Source organism: Rhizobium sp. 16-488-2b (genome assembly GCF_017741815.1).
In the GTDB taxonomy this organism is placed as follows: Bacteria; Pseudomonadota; Alphaproteobacteria; order Rhizobiales; family Rhizobiaceae; genus Rhizobium.
The window spans coordinates 133,054-152,892 of sequence record NZ_JAGHMF010000012.1 but is presented as its reverse complement, the minus strand read 5'-3'; the positions used below and the strand labels follow the sequence as shown (position 1 = coordinate 152,892).

Below are 19,839 nucleotides of genomic sequence, written 5' to 3'. Positions count from 1 at the left end.
AGTCGCCCAAACAAAAAAAGGCCGCATCGTTTCCGATGCGGCCTTTTTGTTTGTCTCTCGTTGCGCCTCAGTTCAGGCGGCCTGCCGCGTGGGCGAGCATGGTGTAGACCTTGCCGGTGTCGGAGGTCAGGTAGGATTGGGTGATCGTCCGGTCGCGGTCGGTGCGGGCGACGTCGGCGAGCAGCTTTTCGAAGTCGGCGATGTAGCGGTTGACGGCGGTGCGGAATTCCGGCTCGCGGTCATACTTGTGCTTGATCTCGTCGAAGGTCTGCTGGCCCTTCAGCGTGTAGAGGCGGCGCGTGAAGACGTCGCGCTCGCCGCGCTGGTAGCGGCGCCACAGATCGACCGAGGCATCGTGATCGATGGCGCGGGCGATGTCGACGGATAGCGAGTTCAGCGATTCCACCACATGGCGCGGATTGCGGTTGTCGCCGGCGCGCGGCGCCTGGGGTGCCGGTGCTTCTACGCGCGGTGCCGGCTGGCGGGCAATGGATTCCTCGGCGCTCTCGTCGCGCGATGCGCCGCGCAGCAGGTCGCTGATCCAGCCGCCGGATGCCGGCGATGCGGCGGGCGCCTGGGTTACGGCAGGAGCGCGCTGCGGCGTCGCAGGCGTTGCTGCCGCCGTGCCGAGCGAACCGCGCAGGCCGAAGCCTTCGATCGAAGACGGCGGAATGGCTGCGGCCGCCGGGGTGGGCAGCGGCGCGGGTGCCGGGGCCGGTACTGGAGCCGGTTGCGGCTGCTGCTGGATCGCGGGCTGCACCGGGGCCTGGCGCTGCGCAGCTTGTGGCTGCGGCTGTTGTGGCTGGGCGAGCGTGCGGGCGGCGGGCTCGGAGACTTCGAGCTGCTGCGTCGAGCGGCCGACGATGTGCGAGATGTCCTGCAGCGCCTTGATCTGCTCGGAGACGGCGCGGCGCATGGCAGCGGCGCTCTCCTTGGCTTCCTCAGGCAGGTCGAATGCGCCGCGCTTCAGCTCGCTGCGCGTCATGTCCAGTTCCTTGCGGATATCGCCGGCGGAGCGGCGGATTTCCTCGGTGGCGCCGGAGAAGCGGGCGACGGCTTCGTCGACGGCTTCGCGCAGCGATTCACGCATCTGCTGTGCGGCGCCATCCGACAGGCGACCTGCGTCGCCCATCATCCGTTCAACCTCGGACAGCGACGCCGTCAGGCCGCCGCGAACGCGGTTGGCGAGTTCGCCGGAGCGGCGCTCGGCATTGCCAAGCGTGGTGTCGAGCGTTGCGTTGACGTCTTCGCTGGCCTTGCTGACGCTGCTGCGCATCGCTTCGGCGGCCTCCGCAGCGCGCTTTTCGGCATCCGAGAGCGTGGTGCTGATATCGGCGAAGGAGGACTGGACGCCCTGGCGCAGGTTATGGCTGACCTGGTTCGAGCGCTGTTCGGCGCGATCGAAGGCCGAGTCGACCATGCTGCCGAGGGCACGCATCGTCTTTTCGATGTCTTCCGAGCGCTGGACGAGGCCGACCGACAGCGACTGAAGCGCGGATTCGCGATCTTCCAGCGTCGAGACGAGGTTGGACTGCGCGGCGCCGAGCAGGCTGGAGGCCTGCGTCAGAACCTTGGAGTGCTCGTCGAAGCGGCCGATGATGCTGCCGACCTGCGACAGCGTCTGGCCGGAGATGTCGGAGAGACGATCGACCTTGCCTTCGAGAAGGCGGGTCGAGGCCGCGACCATTTCGGCCGCCTTGGAGGCCGAGTCGGTGAAGCGCGAGGTAGTGTCGCCGAGGCGGCTATCCACGGCGCCCAGCTCTTCGGCCGCGCGGCTCATCATCTGGCCCATGACCATGCTGTTGTCGGACAGGCGGTCGATCAGGCGGTTGACGTTGGAGAGCAGGCTGTTTTCGATTGCATCGACGGCCGAGGTGGCGCGTTCGGTGCGGGCGTTGATCGCGTCGATCAAAGCGGTGTTTTCGGCGCGCAGGCGCTCGGCGCTCTGGTCGCTCGCCGCCGTGAGCTGTGCGGCACTCTGCTCGCTGGCAGCGGTGATCTGTGCGGCACTCTGTTCGCCGGCAGACGTGATCTGCGCTGCCGCGTCGCGGCCGGTCTGCGCATAGCGATCGATCATCGGGCGGGCGGTCTCGTCGAGAATGCGCGACAGTTCGGTCGTGCGGCCTGCGAGCATGGAGTTCAGCTCGCGGGTGCGGTCGTCGAGGGCGGCGCGGATGGAGCTTCCACGCGCTTCGAGGGCCTGCTCCACGGTGTTGAGCGTGCCGTCAAGTTCGCGCGAGCGCTCTTCAAGGCCGCTGCGGATTGCATTGCCGCGTGCTTCGAGCGCACGGTCGACATCGGCCATGGTGGAGGCGATTTCTTCGCTGGCGCTTGCGATCGTCGTGCGGATATCCGTGCCGTGGCTGGCGAAGGTGTTCTGCGCGTCGTTCAGTGCCTTGGAGATGGCGCCGACCTGGCCGCTGACCAGCGTTTCGGCCTCTGCCACCTTGTTGATGATGGCGTTGCCCGCTTCGGAGAAGGTCTGGGCGACGGCTGCGGCCTGGCCGGCGAGGCGGTTCTGCGCCTCGGAGACGCGACCGACGATCTGCTCGGAGCGTTCACCCATCGAGCGGGCGAAATCGCTGCTCTTGGCGTCGAGGCCTTCGGCGAATTGCTGGCCGGTCTGGCTGAGGGAGGCTGCGGCGCGCGTGGCTTCCTCGTCCATGCCCTGCGTGGTGTCGGCAACCGCGCTGCGCAGCGAGGCGGCGAGGCCGGCGGCCTTGCCTTCGATCGTGCGGTTGACAGCGTCTAGGCCGACGTTGAGCGCGCGGTCCATGGTGGACAGGCGTTCGTCGATCTTGGCGGTGCCACGGTCCATGGCTTCGCCGATGCCTGCGGTGCGGGCGTCGATACCGTCAGTCAGGCTGGCGGCTCGGCTGTCGATCTCGGAGGCGAGGTGGCTGGTGCGGCCATCGATCGTCTCGGAGAACTTGGCAATGCTGTCATCGACGGCGGATGCGATGCGGCCCGAGGTTTCGTCGCTGAGAGCGCCGAGCCTGGAGATACCATCCGTCAGCGTGCCGGTCAGGCGTTCGCCCGCGGCATCGACCTGCTGGGCAACACCGCCGACGCCGTCGCGGATGCGGTTTTCGAGCGCTGCGAGACCGGCTTCGACGCGCGAGCCGGTGTCTGCGAAGCGGCCGGTCATGCCGTCGATCGACTGGTCGAGGTGCGAGGCGAAGCTCTCGGTCGAGCGGGAGATTTCGTCGGCTGCGGTCTGGAAGCGACCGGCGATGTTGCCGGTGCTGTCGCGCAGGCGGTCTTCCAGCGACTGGGCGCTGTTGTCGATCGCCTGGCGGATCGAGGCTTCGCGATCTTCCAGCGACATTTCGAGCATGCTGACGCTTGCGGCGATCGAGGCGCCGATCGTCGTCGCCTGGTCGGAGAGCGTTTCGCCGATCTGGTTATGCGCTTCGTTGAGCGTCAGGTTGATCGCCTGGGTGCGGTCGTCGAGCGTTGCGCGGATGCGGGCATGCGCCGAAACGAGGCCGTCTTCCAGCTTGGTCGTGGCATTGCCGGTCAGCGCCTCGAAGCGGTCGGCGGCTGAGGTCAGGCCACCTTCGATGCGGTCGGTACCATCGGTGATGGTGCTGGAGATCGAGGAGGCGTGCTCGGCGAGCGTGCGTTCCAGGCGCTGCTGGTTTTCGGTGTAGGCGCCGCGGATTTCCTGGGCCTTGTCGGTGAAGGCGCCGGCGACGCGGGCTTCGGCTCCGGCGACGCTATCGATCAGCGCGTTGGTGCGGGCGTCCAGAACCTCGTCGAAGCGGCTTTGGCTGTCGCCGAGCGAAATGGCGAGCGCCATGGACTTTTCGGCCAGCGTGTCGGCAAGGCGGTCGTGCACGTCGGCAACCGTGTCGTTGATCGACTTGGCGTTCTGCGAAAGCGTGCTCTCGATACGGTCGTGGCCGCTGACGAGCGAGTTCGCGATGCTTTCGGCATGGTGGCCGAGCGTATCCTCGAGGCGCGAGTGGCCTTCGTTGAGCGCGATCGCCAGACCCATCGCCTTGTCGTCGAGGGCTTCGTTGATCCGGTCGTGACCGCTGGCGAGGGAGGTCGCGATGTTGCCGGCATGGCGGCCGAGCGTGTCTTCGAGGCGCGAGTGGCCTTCGTTGAGCGCGATCGCAAGGCCCATGGACTTGTCTTCGAGCGCTTCGCTGATGCGGTCGTGACCGCTGGAGAGCGAGGCGGCAATGCCGTCAGCGTGGTGCGCCAGCGTATCGGCGAGGCGGCCCTGGCTGTCGTCGAGCGAAATGGCGAATGCCATGGCGCGGTCGTCGATCGCCTCGGTCAGCTTCTCCTGGCCGGCGGCGAGCGACTGCGAGATAGCTTCCGCGCGGGTGTCGAGCGCGGTCTCGATCAGGCTGCGGCCTTCGTTCATCGAGGCGTTGAAGGCGGCGCTGCGTTCGGCGATGGCGTCGGCGAGCTTGCGTTCGCCTGCTGCCAACGACTGCGAGATGGCGCCGGCATGCGAGCCGAGCGTGTCCTCGATACGGCTGTGGCCTTCATTGAGCGAAATGGCGAGCGCCATGGCGCGGTCGTCGAGCGTCTCTGCAAGACGATCATGACCGGACGCGATGGAGCCGGCGATGGCATCGACCTGCGACCCAAGCGTCTCCTCGAAGCGGCTCTGGCTTTCGTTGAGCGAGATCGCGAGCGCCATGGCCTTGTCGTCGAGCGTATCGGCGAGGCGGTCATGGCTGCCGGTGACGGCTTCGATGATCGCTTCCGAGCGGCTGGCAAGGGTGTTTTCGAAGCGCGACTGGCTGTCGGACAGCGCGCCCAGGAAGACGCCGCTGCGTGCCGACATGACGTCGTCGATGCGCTCATGGGCGGAATCCAGCGCCTGGGTGATGTCCTCAGCGCGCTTGGAGATCGTCGTGTTCAGCTCATCGGCGCGGCCGAAGGCCGAGGTGATCTGATCGGTACCAGCCGAAACAGCCGAGCTCAGATCCGACGTCGTCGACAGCAGCGTGTCGCGGAATTCGGTGGCGCGGGCCGACAGGTTGTTGTGGAGTTCCGAGGTGCCGGAGGCAAGCGCCAGCGAGATTTCGGAGGTGGCGTGGCTGAGCGCGGAGGTCATTTCCGTGGTGCGCGCGCCAATGGCGCTGGCCACTTCGTCCACCTTGTCGGTGAGGGTGCTTTCCAGGATTTCGCGTCCGGTCGAAAGCGCCGTCGTCAGCGCGAAGGACTGGTCGGTCAGCGACGAGCCGATGCGCTCGATGCTGGAGCTCAGGATGCCGTTCAGCGAGTCCGAGCCGCCGGTCAGCGTGTCGTTGATGCGGTTCAGGCTCTCCATCAGCTTGGTGTCGAGCGTGCCGGCGCGCTTGTCGAAGGCGTTGGCGAATTCGGCGACACGTTCGTCGAAGGAGGTGGACAGCTGGGCGACGGTCGCCTGCAGGCGCTCGTCGAAGAAGCCGGAGCGCAGGTCTAGGTCCATGATCGTGTCATCGACGCTGGACTGCAGGCTGTGGCGGAAGCTGGTGCCGCGCTCGTCGAGCGTGCTGTTCAGCTTGGCGAGAACGTCGTCGAGCGTGCTTGTGATGGTGCGTTCGCCGCCGGTCAGGCTCTCGTTGATATCGCGGGTGCGCGCGATCAGGATCTCGTTCAGCTGGCGGGCGCGGTCGTTGAGTGCAGCGTTCAGCTTCTCGGCGTTGCTGTCCATGGTGGACGCACGCGTCTCGAACTGGCTGAGAATGGTGTTGCCGTGGTCGCTGAGGCTCGACGTCAGCGAATCCAGGCGGTTATCGAACTCGTTGGCGAGCGCGAAACCGGAGGAGGTCAGCGTCTGCAGCAGCGAATCGGTCTTGGCGGCGAGCAGGGTGCCAAGCGACTGGATGGCGGATTCCGACTTCTCGGTGATCGTGGCGGCGCGCGTGTCGATCATCGAGGCGAAGGCTTCGCCCGAGGTCGCGAGGCGCACGGCGATTTCTTCGGTCGCCAGCGACAGATCTTCGCGCAGCTGGTCGTGAACGCCGACGATCGAGGTGCGGATGCGCTCGGCGTGATTGACGATCGCTTCGCGCTCGGAGCCGAGTTCGTGGACGAGACCGCGTACGCGCAGTTCGTTGTCGGCGTAGCTGCGCTCCAGCGCGTTGACTTCCGAGTGGACGAGGGTTTCGAGCTCGGAGGCGCGGGCGATGGTGCGCTCGATGCCTTCGTTCATGGCGGAGACTTCACGACGAACGGCTTGGCCGACCGTCATGATGCGTTCCGACGCGATTGTTTCCGGTTCGGACAGGCGCAGTGCCACTTCCGCCATCGAGCGGGCGGCGTTTCGCATGTCCTGGGCGCGTGCCATCATGATGGCGAAGGCGTAGAACAGGAGAACCGGGATGATGATGCCGACGAGACCGGCGATCACGCCGGGCAGGGCGACGAGGTCGGAAATCGAGCGGATCTGCCAGATCTGCGGCGAATAGAGGAGCGACATCAGGCCGAGGCCGCCGACGATCCAGAGAAGCGAAACGAGCGTGGCGTTGCGCAGTGCCGGACGGGCGGAGCCGTTGTCGAGCGATTTCAAGAGCGAAGCGGGGCTGACCCGGCTGCCGTCGTTGGCGGCAAAGGCCGGCGCGCGCGATCCCTGCTCGGGGGAGCGGGGCGTTGCGGCGGGGCGCTGCTGCTTGGCATCGTCTTTACGCTGATTGCGGACAGTTGGCTTTTCGGACACTTTTGCCTCCGAGGCGTCTTGCTTCCTGACTTGTGGAGACGGCGTATCATCGTCCTCGAAGTCGATCTGCAGGGCTTCATCCAGCGCCTTGAACGCCTTGTCCTCGATCGATTCGTTGTACTTGTTGTTCGCCATTCCGTTACGCCTCGTTACATCTCAGCCGGTTTACTACGCATTCGGGTTTCCGCGTCACCCGAACAAACCTTGCCTCTGAACCTGTCCGCCCAAAATTCGTAGAGCGGATAAGTATGTCATTTCAGAGTGGATAGCTGCTTTCGCACACTTACGGTATCAAAACATTACCATTATCCACTTGGCGAGCAAAGGCTTCCACAACCCAGCTCTCCCAGTCGTATCGTAGTGACACATCCGGGCCTGCTAGACAATTAACGCCTTCGGTCAAATGCCGAGTTATTAACGCTTGATTAACCCGAATTAACGCCAGCGCGGCCTTGAAATCCAATGTGTTAGAAGTGTTTGACGGGCGTTAACCATACGACGAGAAATTCGCCCTGATTGCGCCCGAATTTAACGCGATTGGCACTGCGCCCCCGCAACATCATTCAAACGGCGGGACCTAAGACGGGAGAATTGGCATATGGCAGCAGTCAGTATTGCGTTCGCGGCGCCAGATCATGGCGAGGGACAGGTTCCCTCGCAACAGCGGCCGGTCGATCTTGTTCATCTGGCCAACCAGACGATGGGCGACAAGGCGCTTGAATTGGAAGTCCTGCAGATGTTCGCGCGTCAGGCCCGCGCCTGCCTGCACGACATGTCTTCCGGCGACGGCAAGGCGATCGTAGCCGCCGCCCACAAGCTCAAGGGTGCGGCAAGCGCCGTCGGCGCCTTCAGGGTACGCGACGCGGCCGAAGCGCTTGAGGGCAATTGCGGCGATGCCTCGAACATGGCGGCCGTCGGCGTCGCCGTCATCGAGGCGGAGAATTTCATTCTGAAGCTTTGCCGTTAGGCGGCAATGACGCCATCAGGTGTTCGATCATGGGACCCGTTGCACCATTGCGGAGCAGCGGGTCTTTTTATTGCTCCTGGCGTGGCGCAATCTGACAAGCGTGTCGCTTCCAAATCTGGAATGAAGAGCGCAAGGGCGGTCGTTGTTGACTGCCTCGCGTAATTGTTGGAAGTAAAAATCCAAACCCATCCCATTGATGATCACCGGAAAACACCATGCCCAAACTGACCATTGTCGCTTTCGACGGTACGCGCTTCGATCTTGATGTCGATCAGGGATCGACCGTCATGGAAAACGCCGTGCGCAACTCCGTGCCGGGCATCGAAGCCGAATGTGGCGGCGCCTGCGCTTGCGCGACCTGTCATGTCTACGTCGACGAGGAGTGGACCGAGCGCGTCGGTCCGCCTGAAGCGATGGAAGAAGACATGCTCGATTTCGCCTTCGACGTTCGCCCGACCTCGCGTCTCTCCTGTCAGATCCGCATGAAGGCGGCGCTGGACGGGCTGACCGTGCACGTGCCGGAACGCCAGGCTTAATCTCCCAGACATAATTCTCCCTAGGATGAACCGGCCAAAAAAAGCCTCGCTTGCCGATGTGACGAGCGAGGCGAGGTAGGCGCATTACCTACGGCCAAGGGAGGATCGACCGCGGCTTCGCAACGCGCCAGGAGAACCCAGAAAACGAAAGTCCCGGCTAACGGACCTGAACTTTCGAATGACTGAATATTAGCGCGTTGTGTTTCACAAATCTATGGTGAGAAATTACCATTCATTGGCTGGGGCCGTGTCGGTTTCGCACAATTTTCATTGCGCGGCTAAGGTCCGGCCGTCGATTTCCGCCCGAGAATCAGCTACTTTTCGCCGTCCGATGGTTTCAGGCGATTATTCAGCAGGCGCAGCATGCGCTTCTGGAAGTTGACGGCCTCCACCTGATCGAATCGCGCCTGCAGCCTGTCGTGCTCGGCAATTCCCCGCGTCGACACCTCCGTCACCAGCTCCTGCATGGCTTCGCAATTGGGCTGCGGCGGAAGCGCCATGATCTTGCGTTCCATGTTGCGCGCCTGGGTTCGGGCGATCTCGGCATGGCGTTCCTCATGCCGCTTGATGTCGCTCGACAGCGTGTCCCAGATCATCGACAGCTCGGGGCTGGCGCCGCGACGATTGTTCCAGCGCGGCAGGATGATCTGCGTGTGCACGGTGACGCGAGCGGTGCTGACGCGGCAGCGGCCGTTTTCCTCGACATAGGTGGCGTCGCCGCCGAAGCGGATCTTGGTGGCGCCGGGGTGGCGGGCAGACGGGCCGTTGGCCGTCGGGCCGCGCGTGCTCAGCTGCTCGTCCAGTTCGTCGGCGGTTTTGCCCTTGATGTTGAAATAGGAATAGCTCTTGGTGGCCACCACGGCGGCGCTTGCGGGATAGCCAGCGGACAGCGAGACGGAAATGGCGAGGAGGAGCGGCATATAACGCGACACGGACGGCATTCTGCAAATACTCATGTTGAAGTTTGCGGGAGCTTGGGGCATAGCCACCGCTAGCGCAATATGATGACGCTGTTTTTTCGATCGATAGGATGAATGCAGGTGGCAAAGCTTGGCAGCAGTTTCTGGCGCGTCGGGCACGGCCGCGAGATTGAGCTCGGCTCGACCGCGGTCATCATGGCGATCGTCAACGTCACGCCTGACTCTTTTTCCGACGGCGGTCGCTACGACAGCGTCGACAAGGCCGTGGCGCATGCGCTTGATGCGGTCGAGGCCGGTGCCGGCATTATCGATATCGGCGGCGAATCCACGCGGCCGGATGCGGCGAGCGTCGATGCGCGTGAAGAGCAGGCGCGAGTGCTGCCCGTCATCGAGGCGCTGCGCGGCAAGACCGAGGCGCTGATTTCCATCGATACCTATCGCGCCGAGACCGCCCGCCTTGCCGTCGAGGCCGGTGCGCATATCGTCAACGATGTCTTCGGGCTGCAGAAGGAGCCCGATATCGCCGATATCGCCGCCAGGACCGGCGCGGGGCTCTGCGTGATGCACACGGGCCGCGACCGCGACAAGCTGGATGATGTCATCGCCGATCAGTTTCTTTTTCTTGAGCGGTCTCTCGAGATCGCCGGACGCGCCGGCGTGGCGCGGGACCGCATCGTTCTCGATCCCGGATTCGGCTTTGCCAAGGATACGCAAGAGAATCTCGAACTGATGGCGCGTTGCGACGAGCTTCAACGGCTTGGCTTTCCGATCCTGGCCGGCACGTCGCGCAAGCGGTTCGTCGGTGCGGTCACGGGCCGCGAGGCGGCCGATCGCGATGCGGGCACGGCGGCCACCAGCGTGCTCCTGAGACTGAAGGGCGCCGCTATTTTTCGGGTACACGATGTCGCAATCAACAGGGACGCGCTTGCCGTGACTGATGCTATGCTGAAGGCACGCGACGCATTCGAGCGGAAGGGCACGTTATGAGCACCACCTACACCATCACCTTGCAGAATTGCGCCTTCTTCGCCCGCCACGGCGTTCACGACGAAGAGGAGTTTCTGGGGCAGCGTTTCTTTGTCGATGCCGAGCTCGATGTCGTGACCGGCACCGCGCTGGAGACGGATTCGATCGACGATACCGTGAATTACGGCATCGCCTTCACCGTCATCGAGGAGATTGTCACCGGCAAGCGACGCTATCTCATCGAGGCTCTGGCGCTCGATATCGCCAAGGGGCTCTGTCAGAAATTCCCGCAGATCAAGCGGGCGAAGATTACGGTCCGCAAGCCGAACGCGCCGGTTCCCGGCGTGCTTGATTTCGTCCAGGTGAGCGTCGAACATTTTGTCTGACATGGCTTTTGAGACCGCCACGCTTGGGCTTGGCGGCAATATCGGCGATCCCGTCCACTCCATGGCGCAGGCGCTCAAGGCGCTGGACGCGCGAGCGGATTGCCGCGTCGTCGCGGTCTCCCGGCTCTACCGCACGCCGCCCTGGGGCAAGACGGACCAGTCGTTCTTCTTCAATTGCTGCGCCGAAGTGGCGACATCGCTTCAGCCGGAAGCGCTGCTCGATGTCTGTCTCGACATAGAGCGGGGCATGAAGCGGGAGCGCATCGAGCGCTGGGGTCCGCGCACGCTTGATATCGATGTGCTGACCTATGGCGATATCAGCCAGGACGCGCCGAGGCTGGAGCTCCCGCATCCAAGGATGACCGATCGCGGCTTCGTGCTGATGCCGCTTGCCGACTTCGCGCCTGATCTGATCGTCAAGGGTGTCGCGGTGCGCGACTGGCTTGCTCGCGCCGACATCCAGGGGATCGAGGTTGCTGATCAGAACATGGATTGGTGGCGTGACGCCTGAAACAAAAGAAGCGGCCGAGTGGCCGCTTCGTCGTATGCTTCAATTGTCTCTATTGATTATTCGACCGAGCCGACCGTCATTTCGTCGACCTGGCGCGACAGAGTCAGACCGATCACCGGGATCATCTGGCTTTCGACCTTGACCGAAACCGTGACGTTCATCGTCTTGTCGTCGCGGACGCGGGCGATCATGGCGCCGTTGAGCTTGGCGCGGTTGAGGCCGACCACGACGGTGTCCTCAGTCACTGTGCCCGAGACAACGTCGAGGCCCTTGCCGGCGGCGCCATCGAGGAACTTGCCCTTGTAGCTGTTTCCAGACTGGGTGATCAGCGCGCTCATCGGCTGCTTGAAGACGCCGACGCGGCAGCTGCCGTCGAGCTTGACGCCCGTGCCGTCGGTGACGGGTTCGCCGATCAGGTTGCAGGTGAACTTGGTGCCCTTGTACTTGCCGGCGACGATTTCGCCCGGACCTCTCCAGGAGCCCGCGACGGATTCGAAGAATGCCTTGTCACGCGTGGCGGCGGTGGCTGCTGGAGCCGTTTCGGCAAAAGGCGACAGGGCGATTGCCGCGAGACCGAAGAGATAGAGAAACTTGCGCGAGTACATGGATTTTCCTTGGCGAACCATATCGCTTAACTGCTGCCAAGTTTTGCCGAAAAATGGTTAATGCTTGGTTTCCAATGGGTCAGAAGCCGCGCGTCTGCGGGCTTTTCAGTGCCGGCCGCGCGCTGGTTGGTCTCACGTAAACTGTTGAATCCCATTAGATTCCTGAAGTCGACCGTTTGGAGCGAATGGTTTACGGATCCTGGCTCAATTCCGCCCGTTGCCGTCACTCTTCGTCATCGATGGCGTGAGATCGCCGATGAAGTCACCGATTCCCGGGCGCTTCAGGGCGCGGAACGTCAGCGGGCGGCAGAGGTCCATGGCGGCGATGCCGATGCGGGCGGTCATCAGGCCGTTGATCACGCCTTCGCCGAGACGTGCCGAGAGCCTGGATGCCAGGCCATGGCCGAGAACCTGCTGGACGAGGCTGTCGCCGACCGCGATCGAGCCGGTGACGGCGAGATGGGCGAGAACGTCGCGCATCAGCCGCAGCATGCCGAATGTGCCGGGCCGGCCGCCATAGAGATCGGCCATGGCGCGGATGAGCTTGGCGGCCTCGTAGAGAACGTAGAGCAGGTCGACGATGGCGCGCGGGCTGACGGCGGTGACGACCGAGACGCGTTTGGAGGCGTTGAGGATGAGGCTGCGGGCCTGACGGTCGAGCGGTGCGAGTAGCTCGCGTTCGGCAAGCGCCACCAGATGCGGGGCGTCGATAATATCGGTTTCGGCCGCCTTCAGCGTGGCGCGGCCGCGGGCGGTCTCCGGCTTGTTTGATAGCAGGTGCTCAAGGCTCTTGACGAGCGCACGGGCCTTGGCGGGCTTGGTCTCCAAGATAGCCGCTTCCGCCTCGGCCTTGATCGTCTGGACGGCGGCCAGCCGCATCATGCCAGCGGTCTCCCTGACGACCATCGCGATGACAGCCAGGATGCCGATGCCGACCGCGGCAAGCGCTGTGTAGCCCAGCCAGTCGGCGCGGCTGAAGAGGTTGCGGATCAGGCTGTCTGTCCAGAGCCCGAAGGCGAGCGAAAACAGCACGCCAAAAGCACCAAGCGCGATCTTGCCGAAGGAAGTGCCCCGTTTGCGGGGCTGGGCGACGGGCAGGGCCGGGAGGTCCTTGTCCGGATTGATGAAGGGATCGTCCTCGTCCGGTGTCAGCGTGATCTCGCTCGAGAAGGCGGCCGGCTTGCGGGGCTCTGCTGTCGGCCGGCCGGCTTTAGTCTCCGGTTTGTGCTGCTCGCGCTCGTCCTCATAGGCGAAGGCGGCCGGCGCGCGGCGCGGGGGCTGGTCGGCGGGCGGCTTGATCATGCGAGGCGATCTCCGAACAGAAACTGCATGGCCCGGTCGAGCCGGATATGCGGCACCGACAGCTTGATGCCGCCGGTCTCCTCAAGGCTCGGCGGGCGAAAGCGGACGACGTTCACGTCGGGCAGCTGCACATTCTCGTCGCCCGATTCGATGCTTGCAAAGAGGGCTGAGGGGTCTTCGGGCAGGTCGCCCGGGAATATCGCGGTCTTCCTGATGCCGTCGAAGGTTTCGCCAGAAATCGTTTCACCCTCTATCGGCGTGCCGACGATGACCGGCAGCTCGTGACCGTCGCGCTTGACGGTTGCCTCACGTGTTGCCCGCACGGAGGCAAGCGCCATGACATCGATGCCGGCGCCGGCCATGCCGATGCGCTGGATGGCGCGGTCGACCAAGCGACGCGTCAGGGCGTCGAGGCGGTGGTGGCTTTCGTGATGCAGGTGGTCGGCCTTGGTGGCGGCGACCAGAACGCGGTCGATGCGGCGGCCAAGCAACGACGACAGCAGCGAATTCGTGCCCGGGCGGAAACAGGCAAGAACGTCCGTCAGCGCGCGCTCCAGATCCTGCACGGCCTCGGGGCCGCGATTGATTGCCTGCAGCGCATCGACAAGGACGATCTGGCGGTCGATCCGGGAGAAATGCTCGCGGAAGAACGGCTTGACGACCACGGATTTGTAGGCCTCGTAGCGTCGCTCCATCATCGCCCAGAGCGATCCTTTTTCTGGCTTGCCCGTCGGCGGCAGCACCAGCGGCGCGAAGGTCAACGCCGGCGAGCCGTCGAGATCGCCGGGCAGAAGGAAGCGTCCGGGTGGTAGCGTCGACAGAGAGCGCTCATCGGCCTTGCAGGCCTTGAGGTAATCGGCGAAGGCGGTGGCGAGTTCGCGGGCGCGCATTTCGTCCGCCGGGGCGTTGATGTCGCAATCGTCGGTCAGCGCCAACCATGGCTTGGAGAGCTCGGTGCGGATGCCGGTGCGAGCCAGCGCGATCGTCTCTTCGCTGAAGGTGCGGTAGTCCTTTGCCAGCAGTGGCAGGTCGAGCAGCCATTCGCCGGGATAGTCGACGATGTCGATCGAGAGCCTGCCTGGCGAGAAGAAGCGGCTCCAGCCGCTGGCGCTCTGATAATCGATGGTCAGCCGAAGCTCTGAGATTGCGCGTGTGGAATCGGGCCAGATGCGGTCTTTCACCAGCGCCTTGATGTGATCCTCGTACTGGAAGCGCGGTACGCTGTCGTCTGGCTGCTCTTCGAGCCGGACGGCGGAGACGCGGCCCGACTGGACGGCCTCGAACAGGGGCAGGCGGCCGCCATGCAGCAGGTTATGGACCAGCGAGGAGATGAAGACCGTCTTGCCCGCCCGCGACAGGCCGGTGACGCCGAGGCGGATCGTCGGGTTGACGAGGCCGGAGGCGCGGTCCGACAGGGTGTCGAAGGCGATGCGCGCGTCGTCGGTGAAGGATGTCATGCTTGGCGGCAAGGCGAAATTCCGATTGCTGGTAGACGCCATATAGGAACCGGCACGCCGAAGAAAAAGAAGGTTGCGCGCCTGTCAGTCGATCATGAAGTCGATCAGGCGCCAGTTGTTGCGGCCCTGGTCGAAATCGAGCACCGCCAGACCGCCCGGCGGAAAGCCGTTCGGCAACGCCTGCGCCAGCAGCTGGTGGCCGATCAGCGCCTCGAGCGTCTGCTCGATGACGGGATTATGGCCGACAAGCATGACGGCGCCCATGTCCTGCTGCGCGCCGAGAATATCGAGATAGATTTCGGGCGTGGCGTTATAGAGCGCGTCGACGAAGCGGACATCGAGGTTTTCGCCCATCGCGCGGTGCAAGGCATCGGCCGTTTGTCGGCAGCGTATGGCGGTGGAGCTGACGACGAGGTCGGGCTTGTAGCTTTTGTCGGCCGCGTTCTCGGCTAGGATCTCGGCTGCGGCATAACCGCGCTCGCTCAGCGGGCGGTCGAAATCGCTCTGGCCGGGGGCGGGAAATGCCGCTTCGGCGTGTCTCAAAAGATAAATCCGGGAAGGCGGCGGCACGATTGCGGTCATCGGAAAGTCCCCGGTCGATTGATCTATTTCAGTAGCGCCAGCCCGGTGTCTTCGTCAACCGGCGCGCGGAATCCAGTGGGCAAGTTGCACAGGCGCTGCTACTTCAGCTGGCAAGCTGAAACGGTGGCTTTGAAAAATAGTGACGTAAAAATAGCCTGTTAGCTCAAAATTGTGACAGATTTAAAAATGTGTTTACCTAGCGGATTGGGCTTGAATCCGACGCCGTGGTCGGGATATACAGCCGCCAGATGAGATGTTCTTCAGGAGAATCGCGTTGAGTGAGAAGATCGATCTTAGCAAATACGTGCCCTCGGAAGAGGAAGAGTTCATGAACGGTAACCAGCGCGCCTATTTCAGGGCGAAGCTGATTGCCTGGAAGAACGACATCCTCAGAGAGGCGCGCGAAACCCTCGAGCATCTTGCCGAGGAAAGCGCAAACCATCCGGATCTCGCCGACAGAGCGTCGTCCGAGACGGACAGAGCCATCGAGCTGCGCGCCCGTGACCGCCAGAGAAAGCTGATATCCAAGATCGACGCCGCACTGCAGCGTATTGAGGAAGGCACTTACGGCTATTGCGAGGAAACCGGTGAACCGATCGGCCTTAAGCGTCTCGACGCCCGCCCGATCGCAACGCTGTCCATCGAAGCGCAAGAACGCCACGAGCGTCGTGAAAAGGTCTACCGGGACGAATAATTCCGGTTACATCACAAACTAAAAAGGCACCGCCATCGCGCGGTGCCTTTTTTTGTTTGCAGGAAACGGGCGGCTGGCGCCGCCGCCGATCATTTGTCGCGGTTGACGCTCATTTCGCCGAAAATGCGGGCCACCTCGTTTTGAAGGGCGGCGTCGGCGCCTGTGATTGGTGCCATCTCCGGATCGCGGCGCGGCATGTTGGAGGGTGCGGGGCGAGCAGGCGCGTTCTGCACCGGCGGTGCATTGTGCATCGGCGCATTGTGCTGTGCCATTGGGCGCTCAGCCGCCAGATTGCTGGTCATTTCCTCTTCCAGGACACGCTGGAAGTCGCTGGGCTGGGCCGAGGGGGCCGGGCGAGCGACGGGCTGGAACGCGGCCGGCTGCGGCGTTGGCGCCTGAGGTGCCGGCGGATAGAGGTCGACACGCTGCGGCGGCGTCGGCGGGCTCATCACCTGCGGCTCGATCCTCTGCGGCGTCAGAACGCGCTGGCGTGCCGAATCGAGGATATCGACGGCTTCGGCCGTTTCGATCGGCGCAGGCTCCGGCCGCGAGAATACCGGAGGCTGCGGGCGCGGTGCGACGGGTGCTGGCGTGATCGATACCGGCGCGACCTGTACAGGGACAGGGCGTGGCGCGGGTTCGATCTCGGGCTCGAATACCTGATGCTGCGGAGCCGGCGGTGGCGCGATCGGCGGGGTGTCCAGACGCTCGGCGCTCGGTGCGAACTCTTCGATCGGCGACAGGCCACGCGTGGGGGCCGGGCGCGGTGCGGGTGGGACGATGACCGAGGGCTCGGGCTCAGCCACGGAGGATGTCATCACGGGCTCTGCTGGCCGTTCGCTGGGGGCGGCCGGCTGTGGTGCTTCCGGGCGTGCCGGCTCGCTGGTGGCGACCTGCCCATCCGGCAGGATGCGGCTTTCGATGACGATATCGGATGGGCCGCCGATCATGATCAGGTGTTCGACATCGTCGCGGCGCACCAGCACAAGGCGGCGTCGGGCATCGACGGCTGCGGCGTCGAGAACCTGAAGGCGTGGCTGGCGGTTGCGGCCGCCGCGAACGAAGGGCGAGGATGCCCGGTTGCGCATGATCCAGAGGACCGCGACGAGCAGCAGCAGGGCGATGGCCACGCCGCCCGCGGCAATGATGAAGCGGCTGCCATAAGATTCCATGATGCCATCGAACATAGTCACGTACTCCTTTGCGGCGTTCAACCACATGACGACTTTTAAGCTTCCTAGACAAGGGGGAGGCGGCTTGTCCAGTCACCGAAAGGTGCGACGCAATGTCTGTGGAACGTCTCAATCTACATTTAACGGCAAAACTGGCGCTGTAGCTTGTGAATTCAATCACTCTTCATGGAGTGTGGTGTTTTTGGCGGGGCAGCAAATTGCTAAGAAGGAAGAGGCGCCTGATTCCTGCTTCGTCTGTTAGTCACGAATGAAGGCCGGCGGGCAATGCGAGGAAGTACATGACGAAATCCCGTCAGGCCGACAATTTTAGCGAACCGCTCGTGGACCGTGGAGGGCGCGCGGGAACCGCCGTGCGGATCCTGCTTCTGGCGCTGGTGCTGATCGGCGTCGCCGCCGCCTTCGTGGTGTTCAAGACCTCGCTCGACAACGAGATGGTGCTCGGCGTTCTCGGCGTGCTGGCCATGGTCGGCATCTTCTTCCTGGTGTCGTCGATCATCGGCTTCATCGAGGTGATGCCGCAGCGCCAATCGGATAGCCTTGCCCGCGCCTTTCTCAACAGCCATCCCGACGGATCGCTGATCACCGACGAGAAGGGCCGGATCGTTTACGCCAATGCCGCTTACGGCGCGCTGACCGGCGCGCGCAAGCCGACCGAGGTGCAGACGCTGGAAGCGCTTCTGTCGCGCCACCGCGAATCCAACGAGGCGCTCTACCGGCTCTCCAACGGGCTGCGCGAGGGCCGCGAAGGACGCGAGGAGTTCCGCCTGCTGCGCGCGCTGGGGCCATCGCTGAACGGATCTGGCGCCCATTGGTACCGCCTGAAGGCGCGTATCCTGCAGAGCGAGGAGAGCGGCGGTCGGCCGCTGCATATCTGGCAGATCAGCGACATTACGTCGGAGCGTGACGACCAGGAGCGGTTCTTCAAGGAATTGCAGAACGCCATCGATTATCTCGACCACGCGCCTGCCGGCTTCTTTTCGGCGGGCCGCAAGGGCGAGATCTTCTATCTCAACGCGACGCTTGCCGAGTGGCTGGGGATCGACCTCACCAAGTTCATTCCCGGTTCGATGACGATCGGCGACATGGTGGCCGGCGAGGGGCTGGCGCTGATCCAATCCGTGCAGGCCGATCCCGGTCTGCAGAAGACGGTGACGCTCGATCTCGACCTGAAGAAATCGAACGGGCAGGGCGTTCCGGTGCAGATCGTTCACAGCGTCACCTCAATGCGCGACGGCGCACCCGGCGAGAGCCGCTCGATCGTTCTGACGCGGCGCGACAGCACGGCTGGTGATCAGTCGGCGTCGGCTGCATCGATGCGTTTCACGCGCTTCTTCAACAATACGCCGATGGCGATCGCCTCCGTCGATGGCGACGGCCGCATCCTGAGGACCAATGCGCCGTTCCTGAAACTCTTCTCCGGCATCGTGTCGCGCGATGACGTCGAGAACGGCGCGCTGTTCGAAACGATCGTGCAGGATGTCGACAAGCCGAGGCTGCAGGGCGCGCTTGCCGCCGCTAAGGACCGGCAGGGCGATATTCCTCCGCTCGATTCCAAGACGCAGGCCGATGACAACAGGCATTTCCGCTTCTACGTCAACGCCGTGATCGACCAGAGCGATGAAGCGCCTGAAGAGGCCGCGATCGTCTACGCAGTCGAGGTGACGGAGCAGAAGGCGCTCGAGGCGCAGATGGCGCAGACGCAGAAGATGAACGCGGTGGGCACGCTCGCCGGCGGCATCGCGCACGACTTCAACAACGTCTTGACCGCCATCCTTCTGTCGTCCGACCATCTGCTGCTGCAGGCGCGCCCGGCCGATCCTGGTTTTGCGGATCTGATGGAGATCAAGCGCAACGCCAACCGCGCCGCCGTTCTGGTGCGCCAGCTGCTCGCCTTCTCGCGCAAGCAGACGATGCGGCCGAGCGTGCTCAATCTCACCGATGTCGTCGGAGATTTGAGGATGCTGGTCGACCGGCTGCTGTCGGGCACCAATGTCAAGCTCGACGTCGAATACGGGCGCGATCTCTGGCCCGTGAAGACCGACCTTTCGCAGTTCGAGCAGGTGCTGATCAACCTCTGCGTCAATGCGCGCGACGCGATGCCCGAGGGCGGCAAGCTGACCGTGCGCACGAAGAACGCGACGGCTGCCGAAGTCGCCGCTTTCAACTACTCCTACATGCCGCATGAGGACATGGTTCTGGTCGAGGTGTCGGACAACGGCACCGGGATCGCGCCTGAGATCATGGACAAGATCTTTGAGCCCTTCTTCACCACCAAGGAGGTGGGCAAGGGCACGGGTCTTGGGCTCGCGATGGTCTACGGCATCGTCAAGCAATCCGGCGGTTACATCCAGCCGGAATCGGAAGTCGGCAAGGGCACGACCTTCCGTGTCTTCCTGCCGCGTCACATCGTCGAGCCGGCGATTGCTGCCGAGGCCGATGCGGTCACCCCAAGCGCCGACAACGTCGTCGCCCTGTCACCCGCCAAGCCGGAGCAACCGGAAGACCTGACAGGTTCGGCCGTCATCCTGCTCGTCGAGGACGAGGAGGCGGTGCGTCGCGGCGGCAAGCGCATGCTGGAGACGCGCGGCTATACGGTGCACGAAGCGGGATCGGGCGTGGAAGCGCTCGACATCATGGATGAGCTCGACGGCAAGGTGGATATCGTCGTCTCCGACGTCGTCATGCCTGAAATGGACGGGCCGTCGTTGTTGCGCGAACTGCGCAAGAAATATCCTGATCTGAAGTTCATCTTCGTCTCGGGCTATGCCGAGGACGCATTCGCGCGCAACCTGCCGCCAGAGTCCAAGTTCGGGTTCCTGCCGAAGCCGTTTTCGCTGAAGCAGCTGGCTGTGGTGGTCAAGGAGACGCTTGAGGGGTAGGTGAGGGCGCTGGCAGGCCTGAGGATGCTAGTGTTTTTCCTGCGGTTTGCCGGGACGCGTTGTGCGGTTTGGCCCCCTCATCTGCCTACCGGCATCTTCTCCCCGTGGGGGAGAAGAGACTTGTGGCGAGCTGTTTTGCTCCATCTCCCCTTCTCCCCAACGGGGAGAAGGTGG

General features: G+C 63.8%; 14 protein-coding genes. 7 read left to right on the top strand and 7 right to left on the bottom strand.

Features of this window, described 5'->3' with window-relative positions:
• Positions 1-67: 67 nt before the first annotated feature.
• On the bottom strand, positions 68-6,802 hold the full coding sequence (locus J5286_RS12735; protein WP_209190620.1) for an apolipoprotein A-IV repeat region-like domain-containing protein: 6,735 nt from the start codon (positions 6,800-6,802) through the stop codon (positions 68-70).
• Between the two features lie 463 nt (positions 6,803-7,265).
• On the opposite strand from J5286_RS12735, the gene J5286_RS12730 reads away from it, so the two are divergent.
• Both J5286_RS12730 and J5286_RS12725 read left to right on the top strand, forming a co-directional pair.
• Complete coding sequence (locus tag J5286_RS12730; protein WP_209190619.1) at positions 7,266-7,634, top strand: Hpt domain-containing protein; 369 nt, start codon at positions 7,266-7,268, stop codon at positions 7,632-7,634.
• A gap of 215 nt (positions 7,635-7,849) precedes the next feature.
• Positions 7,850-8,170: a 2Fe-2S iron-sulfur cluster-binding protein gene (locus tag J5286_RS12725; RefSeq protein ID WP_018900544.1), complete on the top strand. Its 321-nt coding sequence runs from the start codon at positions 7,850-7,852 to the stop codon at positions 8,168-8,170.
• Between the two features lie 314 nt (positions 8,171-8,484).
• Here the strand turns inward: J5286_RS12725 and J5286_RS12720 are convergent, their stop codons facing one another.
• Positions 8,485-9,111, bottom strand: a complete 627-nt coding sequence (locus J5286_RS12720; protein ID WP_209215351.1) for a DUF922 domain-containing Zn-dependent protease — start codon at positions 9,109-9,111, stop codon at positions 8,485-8,487.
• A 93-nt stretch (positions 9,112-9,204) separates the two neighbouring features.
• Between J5286_RS12720 and folP the strand changes: the two genes are divergently transcribed.
• From folP to folK, 3 genes are read left to right on the top strand one after another with little or no spacing between them, the layout of a single operon-like run.
• Entirely contained in the window at positions 9,205-10,077 is an 873-nt protein-coding gene (folP, locus tag J5286_RS12715; protein ID WP_209190618.1) for a dihydropteroate synthase, read from the top strand.
• The gene (folB, locus tag J5286_RS12710) at positions 10,074-10,442 is read left to right on the top strand and encodes a dihydroneopterin aldolase (protein WP_018900541.1); all 369 of its coding nucleotides are present in this window, start codon (positions 10,074-10,076) and stop codon (positions 10,440-10,442) included. The genes folP and folB overlap by 4 nt, the downstream gene beginning before the upstream one ends.
• Positions 10,435-10,953, top strand: coding sequence for a 2-amino-4-hydroxy-6-hydroxymethyldihydropteridine diphosphokinase (folK, locus tag J5286_RS12705; protein WP_209190617.1), 519 nt, complete (start codon positions 10,435-10,437; stop codon positions 10,951-10,953). Before folB ends, folK begins: the two co-directional genes overlap by 8 nt.
• Positions 10,954-11,009: 56 nt before the next feature.
• On the opposite strand, the gene J5286_RS12700 is transcribed toward folK, so the two are convergent.
• The 4 genes from J5286_RS12700 to J5286_RS12685 all read right to left on the bottom strand — a co-directional run bounded on the left by J5286_RS12700 (position 11,010) and on the right by J5286_RS12685 (position 14,899).
• Entirely contained in the window at positions 11,010-11,558 is a 549-nt protein-coding gene (locus tag J5286_RS12700; RefSeq protein ID WP_047512225.1) for a hypothetical protein, read from the bottom strand.
• Positions 11,559-11,762: 204 nt separating this feature from the next.
• The gene (locus tag J5286_RS12695) at positions 11,763-12,860 is read right to left on the bottom strand and encodes a YcjF family protein (protein ID WP_209190616.1); all 1,098 of its coding nucleotides are present in this window, start codon (positions 12,858-12,860) and stop codon (positions 11,763-11,765) included.
• Positions 12,857-14,329, bottom strand: coding sequence for a YcjX family GTP-binding protein (locus J5286_RS12690; protein ID WP_209190692.1), 1,473 nt, complete (start codon positions 14,327-14,329; stop codon positions 12,857-12,859). Before J5286_RS12690 ends, J5286_RS12695 begins: the two co-directional genes overlap by 4 nt.
• Positions 14,330-14,401: 72 nt before the next feature.
• Positions 14,402-14,899, bottom strand: a complete 498-nt coding sequence (locus tag J5286_RS12685; protein ID WP_209190615.1) for a SixA phosphatase family protein — start codon at positions 14,897-14,899, stop codon at positions 14,402-14,404.
• A 274-nt stretch (positions 14,900-15,173) separates the two neighbouring features.
• Between J5286_RS12685 and dksA the strand changes: the two genes are divergently transcribed.
• On the top strand, positions 15,174-15,593 hold the full coding sequence (gene dksA, locus J5286_RS12680; protein ID WP_018900535.1) for an RNA polymerase-binding protein DksA: 420 nt from the start codon (positions 15,174-15,176) through the stop codon (positions 15,591-15,593).
• A gap of 89 nt (positions 15,594-15,682) precedes the next feature.
• Here the strand turns inward: dksA and J5286_RS12675 are convergent, their stop codons facing one another.
• A complete protein-coding gene (locus tag J5286_RS12675; protein WP_209190614.1) occupies positions 15,683-16,780 on the bottom strand; it encodes a flagellar biosynthetic protein FliO in 1,098 nt (365 codons plus the stop codon).
• A gap of 284 nt (positions 16,781-17,064) precedes the next feature.
• Here J5286_RS12675 and cckA point away from each other — a divergent pair, with 284 nt between their 5' ends.
• Positions 17,065-19,665 carry a cell cycle histidine kinase CckA gene (gene cckA / locus J5286_RS12670; RefSeq protein WP_018900533.1) on the top strand — a complete coding sequence of 867 codons (2,601 nt, stop codon included), beginning with the start codon at positions 17,065-17,067 and terminating at the stop codon, positions 19,663-19,665.
• The last annotated feature ends 174 nt before the right edge of the window (positions 19,666-19,839 follow it).